The 13,715-nt window shown below is 31.9% G+C and carries 20 protein-coding genes; 19 read left to right on the forward strand and 1 reads right to left on the reverse strand.

What is annotated here, in order from left to right:
- Window positions 1–8: 8 nt before the first annotated feature.
- Complete coding sequence (gene dnaK / locus VF849_00635) at window positions 9–1,889, reverse strand: molecular chaperone DnaK (GenBank protein ID HEX9232543.1); 1,881 nt, start codon at window positions 1,887–1,889, stop codon at window positions 9–11.
- A gap of 64 nt (window positions 1,890–1,953) precedes the next feature.
- On the opposite strand from dnaK, the gene rplM reads away from it, so the two are divergent.
- The 19 genes from rplM (at window position 1,954) to rplE (ending at window position 13,715) form a co-directional block, all read left to right on the forward strand.
- A complete protein-coding gene (rplM, locus tag VF849_00640) occupies window positions 1,954–2,409 on the forward strand; it encodes a 50S ribosomal protein L13 (GenBank protein ID HEX9232544.1) in 456 nt (151 codons plus the stop codon).
- Between the two features lie 3 nt (window positions 2,410–2,412).
- A complete protein-coding gene (gene rpsI, locus VF849_00645; GenBank protein ID HEX9232545.1) occupies window positions 2,413–2,808 on the forward strand; it encodes a 30S ribosomal protein S9 in 396 nt (131 codons plus the stop codon).
- Between the two features lie 30 nt (window positions 2,809–2,838).
- Window positions 2,839–3,573, forward strand: coding sequence for a 30S ribosomal protein S2 (rpsB, locus tag VF849_00650; protein ID HEX9232546.1), 735 nt, complete (start codon window positions 2,839–2,841; stop codon window positions 3,571–3,573).
- A 5-nt stretch (window positions 3,574–3,578) separates the two neighbouring features.
- Window positions 3,579–4,349, forward strand: coding sequence for a translation elongation factor Ts (gene tsf, locus VF849_00655; GenBank protein HEX9232547.1), 771 nt, complete (start codon window positions 3,579–3,581; stop codon window positions 4,347–4,349).
- 16 nt (window positions 4,350–4,365) lie between these two features.
- Window positions 4,366–5,205 carry a type I methionyl aminopeptidase gene (gene map / locus VF849_00660; GenBank protein ID HEX9232548.1) on the forward strand — a complete coding sequence of 280 codons (840 nt, stop codon included), beginning with the start codon at window positions 4,366–4,368 and terminating at the stop codon, window positions 5,203–5,205.
- A complete protein-coding gene (gene rpsL / locus VF849_00665; protein HEX9232549.1) occupies window positions 5,165–5,548 on the forward strand; it encodes a 30S ribosomal protein S12 in 384 nt (127 codons plus the stop codon). Before map ends, rpsL begins: the two co-directional genes overlap by 41 nt.
- Entirely contained in the window at window positions 5,517–6,050 is a 534-nt protein-coding gene (gene rpsG, locus VF849_00670; protein HEX9232550.1) for a 30S ribosomal protein S7, read from the forward strand. The genes rpsL and rpsG overlap by 32 nt, the downstream gene beginning before the upstream one ends.
- A 3-nt stretch (window positions 6,051–6,053) precedes the next feature.
- Window positions 6,054–8,147 (forward strand): elongation factor G, encoded by a 2,094-nt coding sequence (gene fusA, locus VF849_00675; protein HEX9232551.1) that lies wholly within the window; start codon window positions 6,054–6,056, stop codon window positions 8,145–8,147.
- Window positions 8,144–8,446 (forward strand): 30S ribosomal protein S10, encoded by a 303-nt coding sequence (rpsJ, locus tag VF849_00680; GenBank protein HEX9232552.1) that lies wholly within the window; start codon window positions 8,144–8,146, stop codon window positions 8,444–8,446. Before fusA ends, rpsJ begins: the two co-directional genes overlap by 4 nt.
- Before the next feature lie 20 nt (window positions 8,447–8,466).
- Window positions 8,467–9,096, forward strand: a complete 630-nt coding sequence (rplC, locus tag VF849_00685; protein ID HEX9232553.1) for a 50S ribosomal protein L3 — start codon at window positions 8,467–8,469, stop codon at window positions 9,094–9,096.
- Window positions 9,086–9,718 carry a 50S ribosomal protein L4 gene (rplD, locus tag VF849_00690; GenBank protein HEX9232554.1) on the forward strand — a complete coding sequence of 211 codons (633 nt, stop codon included), beginning with the start codon at window positions 9,086–9,088 and terminating at the stop codon, window positions 9,716–9,718. The genes rplC and rplD overlap by 11 nt, the downstream gene beginning before the upstream one ends.
- Before the next feature lie 234 nt (window positions 9,719–9,952).
- Window positions 9,953–10,765: a 50S ribosomal protein L2 gene (gene rplB, locus VF849_00695; protein ID HEX9232555.1), complete on the forward strand. Its 813-nt coding sequence runs from the start codon at window positions 9,953–9,955 to the stop codon at window positions 10,763–10,765.
- A 4-nt stretch (window positions 10,766–10,769) separates the two neighbouring features.
- Complete coding sequence (gene rpsS, locus VF849_00700) at window positions 10,770–11,066, forward strand: 30S ribosomal protein S19 (protein HEX9232556.1); 297 nt, start codon at window positions 10,770–10,772, stop codon at window positions 11,064–11,066.
- Between the two features lie 2 nt (window positions 11,067–11,068).
- A complete protein-coding gene (gene rplV, locus VF849_00705) occupies window positions 11,069–11,461 on the forward strand; it encodes a 50S ribosomal protein L22 (protein HEX9232557.1) in 393 nt (130 codons plus the stop codon).
- A complete protein-coding gene (rpsC, locus tag VF849_00710) occupies window positions 11,451–12,119 on the forward strand; it encodes a 30S ribosomal protein S3 (protein ID HEX9232558.1) in 669 nt (222 codons plus the stop codon). Before rplV ends, rpsC begins: the two co-directional genes overlap by 11 nt.
- Before the next feature lie 7 nt (window positions 12,120–12,126).
- Window positions 12,127–12,525, forward strand: a complete 399-nt coding sequence (rplP, locus tag VF849_00715) for a 50S ribosomal protein L16 (protein ID HEX9232559.1) — start codon at window positions 12,127–12,129, stop codon at window positions 12,523–12,525.
- Between the two features lie 11 nt (window positions 12,526–12,536).
- On the forward strand, window positions 12,537–12,812 hold the full coding sequence (rpsQ, locus tag VF849_00720; protein HEX9232560.1) for a 30S ribosomal protein S17: 276 nt from the start codon (window positions 12,537–12,539) through the stop codon (window positions 12,810–12,812).
- On the forward strand, window positions 12,782–13,150 hold the full coding sequence (gene rplN / locus VF849_00725; GenBank protein HEX9232561.1) for a 50S ribosomal protein L14: 369 nt from the start codon (window positions 12,782–12,784) through the stop codon (window positions 13,148–13,150). The genes rpsQ and rplN overlap by 31 nt, the downstream gene beginning before the upstream one ends.
- Window positions 13,151–13,166: 16 nt before the next feature.
- A complete protein-coding gene (gene rplE, locus VF849_00730; GenBank protein ID HEX9232562.1) occupies window positions 13,167–13,715 on the forward strand; it encodes a 50S ribosomal protein L5 in 549 nt (182 codons plus the stop codon).

Below are 13,715 nucleotides of genomic sequence, written 5' to 3' on the forward strand. Positions count from 1 at the left end.
TAATTATTTTACTTAACTTCTTCGAAGTCTACATCTTGAACATCTTCAGATGTTTTTTTGTTTTTATTCTTTTCTGTGTTTTCAGTATTTTTCTGATTATAAAGGTCTTTATAAATACCTGAACAAACATCGTTAAGTTCTTTCATATAAGATTCTATTTCCCCAATTTTTTTCTCTTTATGAGCCTTCTTTAGCTTTTTTAATGCATTCTCCACTTTTTCTTTACTCTCTTTAGAGAATTTTTCTCCATATTCTTTTAGATTCTTTTCAGTTTGAAAGATTAAGTTATCGGATGCATTTAATTTTTCAATTTCTTCTTTAGTTTTCTGATCCTTAGCTGCATTTTCTTCAGCTTCTTTCTTCATTCTTTCAATTTCTTCAGAACTTAATCCTGAAGAAGCTTCAATTCGTATGGATTGCTTTTTGTTGGTACTTTTATCTCTAGCTGAAACGTTTAAAATACCATTAGCATCTATATCAAAAGTTACCTCAATTTGAGGAATACCCCTTTGTGCTGGAGGAATATCTATCAAATCAAAACGACCTATCTCTTTATTATCTTTAAAGAGTGGACGTTCTCCCTGTCCTACGCGAATAGTTACAGCTGGCTGATTATCTGATGCAGTAGAAAAAACTTCTGATTTTTTTGTAGGAATTGTAGTATTGCTTTCAATTAGTTTAGTAAATACTCCACCTAGTGTTTCTATACCTAGAGATAGAGGTGTAACGTCTAATAAAAGAACATCTTTCACATCACCTGAAAGAACTCCTCCTTGAATCGCGGCACCTATTGCAACAACTTCATCAGGATTAACTCCCTTTGATGGTTTTTTACCAAAAAAACTCTCCACTTCTTTTTGAACTTTTGGAATTCTTGTAGATCCTCCAACAAGAATAACCTCGTCAATATCTCTATAGCTCAAACCAGTACTTTCTAATGCTTTTTTGCAAGGATCAATTGACCGTTGAATTAAACGTTCCGATAATTGTTCAAATTGAGAACGTGAAAGATTCATTCCTAAATGCTTAGGTACTGAATCAGTGGCCGTAATATATGGTAAGTTTATTTCCGTTTTAGCTCCAGAAGAAAGCTCAATCTTAGCTTTTTCTGCAGCTTCTTTTAAGCGTTGTAAAGCCATAGGATCCTTTCTAAGATCTATTCCCTCATTCAAGATGAATTCCTCTGCTAGAAGATCAATTATACTTTTATCAAAGTCATCTCCCCCTAAATGGCTATCTCCATTAGTTGATAAAACCTCGAAAACCCCATCGCCAAGTTCTAGAATAGAAATATCAAAAGTTCCTCCTCCAAGATCGTATACAGCAATTTTTTTATTTTCTTTGCTCTTATCTAAGCCATAAGCTAGAGCTGCAGAAGTTGGTTCGTTAATGATTCTTTCTACTTTTAATCCAGAAATTTCTCCAGCTTCTTTAGTTGCTTGACGCTGTGAATCATTGAAGTATGCAGGAACAGTTATTACTGCACGATTTATTTCTTGTCCAAGATAATCTTCAGCAGTCTTTTTCATCTTCTGAAGAATCATTGCTGAAATTTCTTGAGGAGAATAGAACCTCCCATTTATGTCCACTCTTGGTATATTATTTTCACCTTTAACCAATTTATAAGGAATATGGGTTACCTCCTCTGATATTTCAGAAAATTTTCTTCCCATAAAACGTTTTATGGAGGAAATAGTTTTCTCAGGGTTGGTAACTGCTTGTCTTTTAGCTGGATCTCCGATTTTCCTTTCTCCTCCATCTACAAAGGCTACAATGGAAGGAGTAGTTCTTTTTCCTTCTGAATTTGGTATAACGACTGGGTCATTTCCTTCCATTACTGCAACACAAGAATTTGTCGTACCTAAATCTATGCCTATTATTTTACTAATTTTACTCATACTTATTTTTTTTTTTTTAGTTATATGAACTTATAAATATAAGAAGTAATATTATATGAAAACGTTAAATTTTAGAACTATTCTGGCAAGTAATAAAAAAGAAAATAATAAAAAAGAAATTGTAGTACTTGATGCAAATGGCCAGTGTCTAGGGCGTCTTGCCTCTAAGATAATAAAAATAATTAGAGGAAAACATAAAACTAATTACACCCCAAATTTAAATAACGGGTATAAAGTAATGGTTCTTAATTCCAAGAAGATTTATTTAAGTGGAAATAAATGGAAAAAAAAATGTTACATACGTTATACAGGGTATCCTGGAGGAAAAAAAACAGAACCCGCAAAATTTATATTTGAGAGAAATTCTAAAATATTAATAGAAAGAGCTGTAAAAGGAATGCTTCCGAAAGGTAAATTAGGAAGAGAAATTCTTAGAAAAAACCTTTTTGTTTTTCAAGGGGAAAAACATAAATTTGCTTCGCAATATCCTAAAATTTTAAAAGACATTTAATTAATGAGTCTAAACTACCCCCATCATTCCATAGGGAGAAGAAAACGTGCGATTGCACGTGTTTATTTAAAAGAAGGAAAGGGTAAAATGAAAGTTAACGGAAGAAATTATAAAGAGTATTTTAGTAATACTCTTCTTCTGGAAAAGCTTTTAAAAGCTTTTTCTTTAACAGAATCTCTGGAAAAATTTGAGGTTAGGATTAATGTTTCTGGAGGAGGAATAAATGGGCAAGCTGAAGCATGCCGATTGGCTATTTCTAGGGCTCTTTGTTTGTTCACTCCCAAAAATAGGAGTATTTTAAAATCCCATGGGTTTTTATCTAGTGATTCCAGAAAAGTAGAACGTAAAAAATTTGGACAAAAGAAGGCAAGAAAAAAATTTCAATTTACAAAGCGGTAAGATTTTAAATCAAAATAAAATTTACATAAAATGCAAATAAAAAATGCTAAAATTCAACAAGAGTTTTTAAAGGCTGGGGTTCATTTTGGCCATTTAACTAGAAAATGGAATCCTAAAATAGAGCCTTATATTCTCATTAAAAAAAAGGGTATTCATCTGATAAATTTATCAAAAACAATTAAAAAGCTTGAAGAAGCTTGCAATTCTTTACGAACTATTGCTTCTTTAGGCAAAAAAATTTTATTCGTATGCACGAAAAAGCAGGGTAAATATGTTATAGAGGATTTTGCCCGTACGGTAAATATGCCTTATGTAACGGAACGTTGGATGGCTGGTCTTCTGACGAATTTTTCAACTATTCGAAAATCGATAAAAAATATGGATGATATGGAAAATCAGAAAAAGGAAGGAATTTACGATATGCTATCAAAAAAAGAACGACTATTTGCAGATAGAATTAAGGAAAAACTTAAACGAAATCTAAGTTCCATATCTAATCTTAACCAGATACCATCTGCTCTTTTTATTGTAGATATTTGCAAAGAGCATATAGCTTTATCAGAAGCTAAAAAGCTTAAAATACCAGTATTCGCTATGGTAGATACGAATTCTGATCCTACAAAGGTAGATTATCCGATACCATCTAACGATGATTCCTCTAAATCTATAAGAGTAATAGCATCCTATATTTCAAAATCTATTTTGGAGGGATTTAATTTAAGAAAAACAGAAAATGAGGAAAATCATACAGATTCTGATAAATAAAAAAAATGTATAAAGTAAAAATTTCTCAAATTAAAGAGCTTAGAAAAAACACAGGAGCTGGAATGATAGATTGCAAAATGGCTCTTAAGGAATCTTTGGGAGACTTAGAAAAAGCCATTGGCATACTTAGAAAGAAAGGTAAAAGGATTATTAAAGAACGTTTCCATATAGGAACTAACGAGGGAGTATTAACAGCTAAGGTAAATTCGGAACATAATTTAGGAGTCATTATAGCATTAAACAGTGAGACTGATTTCGTATCTAGAAACGAGAATTTCGTTAAATTATCTACGAAAATAGTGGATAAATCTTTCTTTGTTAATACAAAAGAAGAGTTATTGAATAGTTTTTATTCAGAAAATTTAACATTTAAAGAAAAAATTGTAGAGCAATCTGGTTTTTTCTCAGAAAAAATTGTATTGAGCCATTTTCAAAAAGTACAAGCTTCTTTTGTTAATTCTTACGTACACACAGGAAATAGAATAGCAGCATTGGTTGGTTTTTCTCATGCTTTACCTTCCATAAAGGAAGTATCTAAAAATATTGCTATGCAAATAGCTTCGATGAATTTAGATGAAAACCCTAGTGTACGAAAAATTATAGAAGAAAAATCAGTAAAAAGAAGAATTTTTGATGGAAAGTTAATAAACTTCTTTTCTGAAGTTACTTTATTGAATCAATCTTATCTTCTGGATAGAAAAATAAAAGTAAGAGAGTATTTGAAAAGTTTTGATCCTTATTTAAAAATTGTAGATTTTATAAGGGTTAGTTTATGAATTAAAGCGCTTAGAGATGATGAGTCATCGTAAAGAGGAAATTATTTTGATTCGTAAAAGTGCTATTCTTGCTTCTAAAACTCTCGGTATGATCTCATCTGAGATAAAACCAGGAATTAATACACTTTATTTAGATCGTTTAGCAAGAGAGTTTATTCAGGATTATGGTGGTATTCCAGCTTTCTTAGGTCTTTACGGATTTTCTCATACAATTTGTGGATCCACGAATGAACAAGTTGTACATGGTATCCCTAATAATAAGCCGTTACTTAATGGAGACATTATTTCTATTGATTGTGGAGTTTTTATGAATAATTTTTATAGTGATCAAGCTTACACTTTCGAAGTGGGAGAAGTCTCTTTTAAAGCCAAAAGGCTGTTAAAAATAACTAAAGAATCTTTATACCTAGGCGTAAAATCTTGTAGAAAAGGAAATTTTATTGGAGATATTGGATATGCTATTCAAAATAACGTTGAGAAGAATGGATTTACTGTCGTAAGAGAATTCACAGGGCATGGATTAGGCAGAAAAATACATGAGCCCCCTATAGTTTCTAATTATGGAAAAATTGGTAAAGGAAATAAATTAAATGATGGGCTTGTTCTAGCCATAGAACCCATTGTAAACGAAGGAACTAATAAAATAAAATTTCATCCAGATAGATGGACAGTTACTACTCTCGACAAAAAACTATCTGCACATTTTGAACATAACATTGCTATAATTGACGGTTTTCCTAGATTGCTTTCCACTTTTAAATATATTTATGAAGTTTTGAATATTGAATCTTCCGAAGAAGAAATTTTTGCTTACAATGCCAACAATACAACAACTCATAAGAAAGGGGAGGAATAAAACGAAAAAAAAGAGTAAATCTCTTGTTCTAGATTCTTGCCCTCAAAAAAAGGGGGTATGTACACGGGTATACACAACTACTCCTAAAAAACCTAACTCAGCTATGAGGAAAGTCTGTAGAGTAAGATTAACTAATGGAAAAGAAGTAATTGCTTACATTAGAGGGGAAGGGCATAATCTAATGGAGCATTCCATAGTTTTAGTAAGCGGAGGGAAAATTGCTAGAGATTTACCAGGAGTAAGACTTCATGTAGAGCGTGGGTGTAGAGATACAGAAGGTGTATCTAAACGAAAAAAAAGTAGAAGCAAATATGGAACCAAACGTACTAAAGAAAAAAAATAAATCATTAATCTATCAAAAAGATTATTTAAGAAAATTAAAAATTAGAAAAAAAACATATTTACCTGATTATAAATTCAATGATCCGTTAGTAACTCGCTTTGTTAGTCATATTATTAAAAAGGGAAAAAAAACCTTGGCATATAAGATATTTTATGATTCTATGAAAAGTATAGATTTAAATAAAGGAAATCAAAAAATGGGAGCATTAGAAATTTGGAAAGAAGCTTTAAAAAATGTTATGCCTCATGTAGAAATAAAAGCTCGTCGTGTTGGAGGATCCAATATACAAATTCCTGTTATTCTCCCTTCAGAAATTAAGATAACTCGATCTATCAAATATTTAATTGAATCTGCAAGAAAAAGAAAAGGAAAGTCTATGGCAGATAGATTGGCTCTAGAAAGTATAGCTGCGTCCAAAGGAGAAGGAATGGCCGTTAAGAGTAAAGAAAATCTCCAAAAAATGGCTGAAGCTAATAAAGCATTTTCACATTTTAGATTTTGATGTATGGAAAAAATACTAAAATATACAAGGAATATAGGAATAGCAGCTCATATAGACGCAGGAAAGACTACGACAACAGAACGTTTTCTTTTCTATGCTGGAATTACTCATAAAATAGGGGAAGTCCATGATGGAGAAGCTACTATGGATTGGATGGAACAAGAACAAGAAAGAGGGATTACAATCACTTCAGCAGCCACTCGTTGTGAATGGCTGTATCGAGATAAAAAATATAAAATAAATATAATTGATACGCCTGGGCATGTAGATTTTACTGTTGAAGTAGAAAGATCTCTTAGGGTATTAGATGGTATTATAGCGCTTTTTAGTGCTGTAGAAGGGGTAGAACCTCAATCAGAGACCGTTTGGAGACAAGCGAATAAATATCGTATACCTCGCATCGGATTCGTTAATAAAATGGATCGTAAGGGATCTGATTTCTTTGAAGTTTGTCGTCAAGTAAAAGAAATTCTTGGAGGAGAGCCTTTGCTTTTGCAACTACCTATAGGGAGTGAAGAGTATTTTGAGGGCGTAGTTGATTTAATTTATAATAAGGCTTTAGTTTGGAATGAATATGATTTTGGTATGACTTATAAAGAAATTCCAGTTCCTATAAATTTAAAAAAAAAGGTTAAAGAATATCGTAGAATACTTTTAGAGAAGATTGTAGAATCCAATGAATCTCTAATGGAGAAATTTTTTGAAGATCAAAATTCTTTGTCAGAAGAGGAAATTATTTCAACTGTAACAAGAGCGACTATTAACAGGAATATAACACCAATGTTATGTGGTTCCTCTTTTAAAAACAAGGGGGTACAATGCGTATTAAATGCGATTTGTCAATACCTTCCTTCTCCACTTGATAGGAAAGAAATTCTTGGAAAGAATCCAAAAAATGAAAAAGAGGAAAAGCGGAGCCCAGGAAATAATCAACCTTTTTCAGCATTGGCTTTCAAAATTTCTACAGATCCATTCGTAGGTCGTTTAGCCTTTATTCGTGTTTATTCAGGTACTCTTCATGCAGGTTCTCATGTTCTGAACTCTCGTTCTGGGAGTAGAGAACGCATATCTAGAATATATCAAATGCATGCTAATAAACAAAATCCAATTGAAAATCTTGAATCAGGTGATATTGGAGCTGTTGTTGGCTTTAAAGATATTAAGACAGGAGATACTCTTTGTAATGAGAATTACCCCATTGTTTTAGACAGTATATCCTTTCCTGAACCAGTTATAGGTTTAGCTGTAGAACCGAAGTCTAAAGCTGATCAAGATAAGATGAATTTAGCTCTTTCTAAATTATCAGAAGAAGATCCTACTTTTCAAGTCCGAAACGATCTATCAACAGGTCAAACAATCATTTCTGGAATGGGGGAACTTCATTTAGAAATTCTAATCGATAGAATGAAGCGAGAATTTAAAGTAGAAGTTAATCCAGGAAAACCTCAAGTTGAGTATAAAGAATCTTTAACTTCTACGGTTTCTCATCGAGAAGTATATAAAAAGCAAACAGGAGGAAGAGGAAAATTTGCAGACATTATTTTTTATTTAGGACCAACTGAAAAGGGAGAATCTGGCTTAGTATTTGTGAATAAGGTGAAAGGGGGAAATATTCCAAAAGAATTCATTCTCTCTATAGAGAAAGGATTTAGGGAGGCTATGAAAAATGGCCCTTTAGCTGGGTATGAAGTAGATTCTATGAAACTTACTTTGATAGATGGTTCACATCATCCAGTAGATTCAGATCAACTTTCTTTTGAACTAGCTGCTAAAATAGGGTTTAAAGAATCTGCAAAAAATGCTAATCCTATTCTTTTAGAACCTATTATGAAGTTAGAAATTGTTTCACCCGAAGGGAATATTGGAGATATCGTCGGTGACATTAACCGACGTAGAGGAATAATGCAAGGCGTAGAAGATAAAAATAATACGAAGATAATCAAAGCTAAAGTTCCTCTATCAGAAATGTTTGGTTATGTAACTTCTCTTCGTACACTTTCTTCTGGAAGAGCTATATCCACTATGGAATTTTCTCATTATGAAAAGGTACCAACTAACATATCTGAAAAAATAATCGAAAAATCAAAAGTAAAATGAATAAAAAAATTAAAATAAAATTGCAGTCATATGATCATATATTGCTAGATAGATATGCTAATAAAATTTTAAAAACTGCATTATGTTCTGGATCTATTATTCATGGCCCTATTCCCTTACCTACTAAAAAAAAAATTTATACTGTTTTGCGTTCTCCACATGTTAATAAAAAATCTAGGGAACAGTACTTATTGCCCAAACATAGGAGATATTTAGAAATAAACGCTAATTCAATAACTGTTGAAGCTATGATGAAAATAGAATTGTATAGCGGGGTTGAACTTGAAATTAAAGTTTAAGCATCTATTAATTTTTATTTATGAAAAGTATAATAGGTAAAAACATTGGAATGACCAGTTTATTTGATGAACAAGGGAGAAACATCCCTTCTACAGTTATAGAAGCTGGTCCTTGCTCAATTATTCAGATAAAAACACTTGAAAAAGACGGATATTCTTCGATCCAATTAGGATTTGAAGATAAAAAGAAAAAAAACATCAGTAAATCTTTACTGGGACATTTTAAAAAAGCAAATGTCTCTCCTAAAAAAAAAATAGCAGAATTCTATGTAAATAAATGCGATAAATTAAGATTAGGAGAAAAAATTACTGTAAACTCCTTTAATGTAGGAGAATTTGTAGATGTAACTGGATTTTCCAAAGGAAGGGGCTTTCAAGGAGTTGTTAAGCGGCATGGTTTTTCTGGAGTGGGAGAAAGAACACACGGTCAACATAATAGACTTAGAGCTCCAGGATCTATTGGAGCAGGATCAGATCCTTCAAGGGTATTTAAGGGGGTTAGAATGTCTGGGAAAATGGGAAATAGAAGGGTTACAGTAAAAAATCTCAGAATACTAAAAATAGACTTGGAAAAAAATCTTCTAATTGTTAAAGGTTCAGTACCTGGTACTAAATATTCCTACTTAATTATTAAAAAATATGGAGGTTAAAGTTTTTGATATAACTGGAAAAGAAACAGGACGTAAAGTAATTTTGCAGGACCAGGTTTTTGGTATAAATCCTAATACTCATGCTATTAGCATGGAAATAAAGAGATATTTATCTGCACAACGTCAAGGTACTCATAAAACTAAAGAACGTAGTGAAGTTTCTGGAAGTACTAGGAAGTTACATCGTCAAAAAGGAACAGGAGGGTCTAGAAAAGGAGATATCAATAATCCTTTATTTAGAGGAGGAGGGAGAGTTTTTGGCCCTATTCCAAAGAAATACCTTTTTAAATTGAATAAATCATTTAAAAAATTGGCTAAACGTTCTATACTAAGTCAAAGATTGAAAGAAGGTAAATTAAAAGTAATAGAAAATTTTTTATTAAAAAATCCAAAAACTAAGCTATTTTTAGGGATATTGAGTTTACTCAATCTAAGGAAAAAAAAGGTTTTGATGGTTTATGGAAAACCAAATAAAAATTTATTTCTTTCTTCTAGAAATCTAGAAAAGATTAAATTAGCAACCTATAATGAGGTAAGCAGTTATGATCTGTTAAATGCTTCGAACATTTTATTCATGGAAGATTCACTTGAAGAAGTCCATAAAAATTTAATGGAAGTATGATATTAATTAAATATTGGATTACAGAGAAATCTGTATATAATTTAGGGGCTTTTTACACTTTCTTAGTAAATCCTAATTCTAACAAAATGAAAATTAAAAATGAAATATCCAACTTGTATAATGTTACTGTTAAGCGAGTAAGAACCATAGTATGTCGGAATAAAAGAAAAAAGGCTATAGTAGAGCTTAAAAAAGGAGAGATTCTTAATATCTAAAAAAAATAAAAAAAATAATATGTCAGTAAAAAGACTTAAACCAACGACTCCATCTCAGAGATTTAAAGTCTTGAATAGTTTTAAAGAAATCACTAGCTGGACTCCAGAAAAGTCTCTAACTAAAGGAATCCGAAAGAGGGGAGGGAGAAATAATTATGGGAAAATGACTATTCGTAATGTTGGGGGAGGGCATAAGAGAAAATATAGGAAGATTGATTATAAAAGAAATAAATTTGGAATTCCTGCGATAGTGAAATCTATTGAATATGATCCTAATAGATCTTCTTTTATATCTTTATTATTCTATGTTGATGGAGAAAAAAGGTATATTATTACTACGGAGGGTATCCATATTGGACAAAAAGTCATCTCTGGAAAAGAGATTACCCCTAAATTAGGAAATGCTGTTCCTTTATCTAAAATAGCGCTTGGAGCGTTAATTTCTTGCATAGAATTAAACCCTGGTAAAGGTGCAGTTATTGCTAGGAGTGCAGGTTCATATGCACAATTATCTGCTAAAGAAGGAAAATACGCAACTGTTAAATTACCTTCAGGTGAAATTAGAAGGATTCTTGCTTCTTGTCTGGCAACTATAGGTTCTGTATCTAACTCAGAACATCAGCTTGTTAAATCAGGAAAAGCAGGAAGATCACGTCATTTAGGAAGGAGGCCTCGTGTAAGAGGCGTAGCAATGAATCCTGTGGATCACCCAATGGGTGGTGGAGAAGGTAAAGCTTCAGGTGGTCTTCCACGTAGTAGAAAGGGATTATACTCCAAAGGATTAAGAACCAGATCTATTCGATACCAAAAATATTTTACAAATAAAAAGTAAGTATATGGCACGTTCTTTAAAAAAAGGTCCGTTTGTATTTTACAAACTAATAGAAAAAGTTCTTTCAAATAAGAAATCTGGAAAAAAAGTTTTGATCAAAACTTGGTCTAGATCTTCTACAATTATTCCTGAATTTGTGGGTCAAACTTTTGCCGTGCATAATGGTAAAAAACATATACCCGTGTATATAACGGAGAACATGGTTGGCCATAAGTTAGGAGAGTTTTCTCCAACACGAGTATTTCGTGGTCATTCAGGATCAAAAACTAGAACTAGTAAGATGAAAAAATTAAAAAAATAAAAATGGGCATTTTAAATAAAAAAAGTTCAGAAAAACGGAAGAAAAAAAAAATAGTATATGCTTCTTTGAGAAGTAATCCAATATCTCCTAGAAAAATGCGTGTTATGGCTGATCTTATTAGAGGTGTAGGAATAGAGAACGCTTTAAGCATTTTGGAATTCAATAAAAAAAAGGCCTCTTACTTTTTGAGGAAACTTTTGTTTTCAGCTTTAGCTAATTGGAAAATGAAAAACAAAGACATTAGCGAAGAATATTTGTACGTTAAAGAAATTAAAGTGGATAATTCTTACTTTTTGAAAAGACTGCGCCCTGTTCCTCAGGGACAAGGCCACCAAATAAGAAAAAGGTTTAACCACGTTAGAGTTAAAATAGAAAATAGAAAATATGGGAAATAAAACAAATCCTATATCTAATAGATTAGGTATCATTTCTGGGTGGAAATCTAGTTGGTTTGGACGTTATCCAGAAAGAATACAAGAAGATTACAAAATAAGAAAACACATAGAAGCATCTTTATTAAAAGGAATCGTTTCCCTCATTTACATAGAGAGGCGCCCTAAATTCCTAACCGTTACTATTTTTACTTCTCGTCCTTCTTTAGTTATAGGAAAAGGTGGAGAGGAAGTGGATAAGTTAAGAAGAGAGTTAAAAGTCATTACAAAAAAAAAATATATTCAAGTTAATATCCATGAAGTTAAACGGCCTGAGTTAGATGCTCGTTTAATAGCTAAGAATGTTGCAAGTCAGATAGAGAAAAGAGTTTCGTTTAAGAAGGTAATTAAACAGGCCGTTTATGCCGCTATGCGAATTAGCGATGAGAATAAGGAGAATAGCGTGTATGGGATAAAAATTCAAGTTTCTGGACGTTTAAATGGAGCTGAAATTGCCCGTACTGAATCTTGCAAAGAGGGCAAAATTTCTCTTTCTACTTTCCGAATGGATATTGATTATGCTACAGCAGAAGCTCATACTACATATGGTAGAATAGGGATTAAAGTTTGGATAAATAAAGGGGAAGTTTATGGGAAAAGAGAATTTTCAACCATTAGCTAATTGACTTATGTTACAGCCTAACAAGACTAAATATAATAAAAAACAAAAAGGAAGGATAAAAGGAAAAGCAATTAGGGGAACTCAACTTTCATATGGAATTTATGGTATTAAAGCGTTGAGGTTAACTTTGATAACCTCACGTCAAATAGAAGCTGCACGAATCGCTGCTACTAGATCTATGAAAAGAGAAGGAAAGTTAATCATTCGTATTTTCCCTGATAAACCAATGACAAAAAAGCCCCAAGAAGTTAGAATGGGGAAGGGGAAGGGATCTGTAGAATTTTGGGCTGCAGTAGTTAAACCAGGTAGGATTATTTTCGAAGTTGATGGAGTTGATAGAACAACAGCTAAGGAAGCTCTTCGATTAGCCTCTCATAAATTACCTTTAAAAACTAAATTTATTTAACATTTTAAAATATGAAAAGAAATTCTAGAAAAGAAAGAATAGGGATAGTTTTAAAAAATAGAATGAATAAGACTATCATAGTTTATGATGAGAAAAGGGTTCCCCATACCAGATATGGAAAAGGTATTTTTAAAACAAAAAAATACACTGTACATGATGAAGAAAATAGTGCTAATAAGAATGATATTGTCAGAATTATGGAAACTAGACCTCTTAGCAAAAAAAAACGTTGGAGATTAATAAAAATTGAGAAAAAATGTTACAACAAGAATCTAGACTTAGAGTAGCAGATAATACAGGAGCTAAGATTGCGTTAATTATTCGTGTATTAGGGGGAAGTAAAAAAAGATATGCCTCTATAGGAGATTCCATCATTGTTTCTGTGAAAGAAGCTTCTACTAAAGGAAGTGTAAAAGAAGGGCAGGTTTCTAAAGCTGTAATTGTTAGGATTAAAGAAAAAATACGAAGAAGTGATGGATCTTACATTAACTTCGATGATAATGCATGCATACTTTTACATGCTTCAGGCGAAATGCGAGGAACTCGCGTATTTGGACCAGTAGCTAGAGAATTAAGGAAAAAAGAATATATGAAAATTATTTCCCTAGCTACAGAAGTCTTTTGACTAAAAAATATTTTCAATGAACTATTTTCCAAGACTTAAGATCTTATACGAGGAAAAAATTATCCCCCTTTTAATGGAAGAGTTTGGGTATCGTTCTTTGATGGAAGCCCCAAGAGTTAAAAAGGTGGTTCTTAATCAAGGACTCGGAGCATCTATTTATGATAAAAAAATTTTGGAACATGCTTTAAAAGAAATTACAGCGATAGCTGGACAAAAATCAGTTCCTTGTTTATCTAAACGGGATGAGTCTGGTTTTAAATTACGAAAAAATGTTCCAATAGGGTGTAAAGTTACTTTGCGTCATCTTAAAATGTATGAATTTATAGATAGGTTAATTACGGTAGCTTTGCCAAGGATTCGAGACTTTAACGGAGTTAAAACTATATTTGACGGAAAAGGAAATTATAACATGGGAATTTTAGAACAAATTATTTTTCCAGAAATAGATATTGATCATATTAAGAGAATATCAGGAATGAATATTACTTTTGTAACTTCTGCTAAAAGCGATAAAGAGGCAAGGTTTTTATTGTCTTTTTTGGGTATTCCTTTTAAAAAAAAATAA

The organism is Blattabacteriaceae bacterium, from assembly GCA_036390115.1.
In the GTDB taxonomy this organism is placed as follows: Bacteria; Bacteroidota; Bacteroidia; order Flavobacteriales; family Blattabacteriaceae; genus DASQPV01.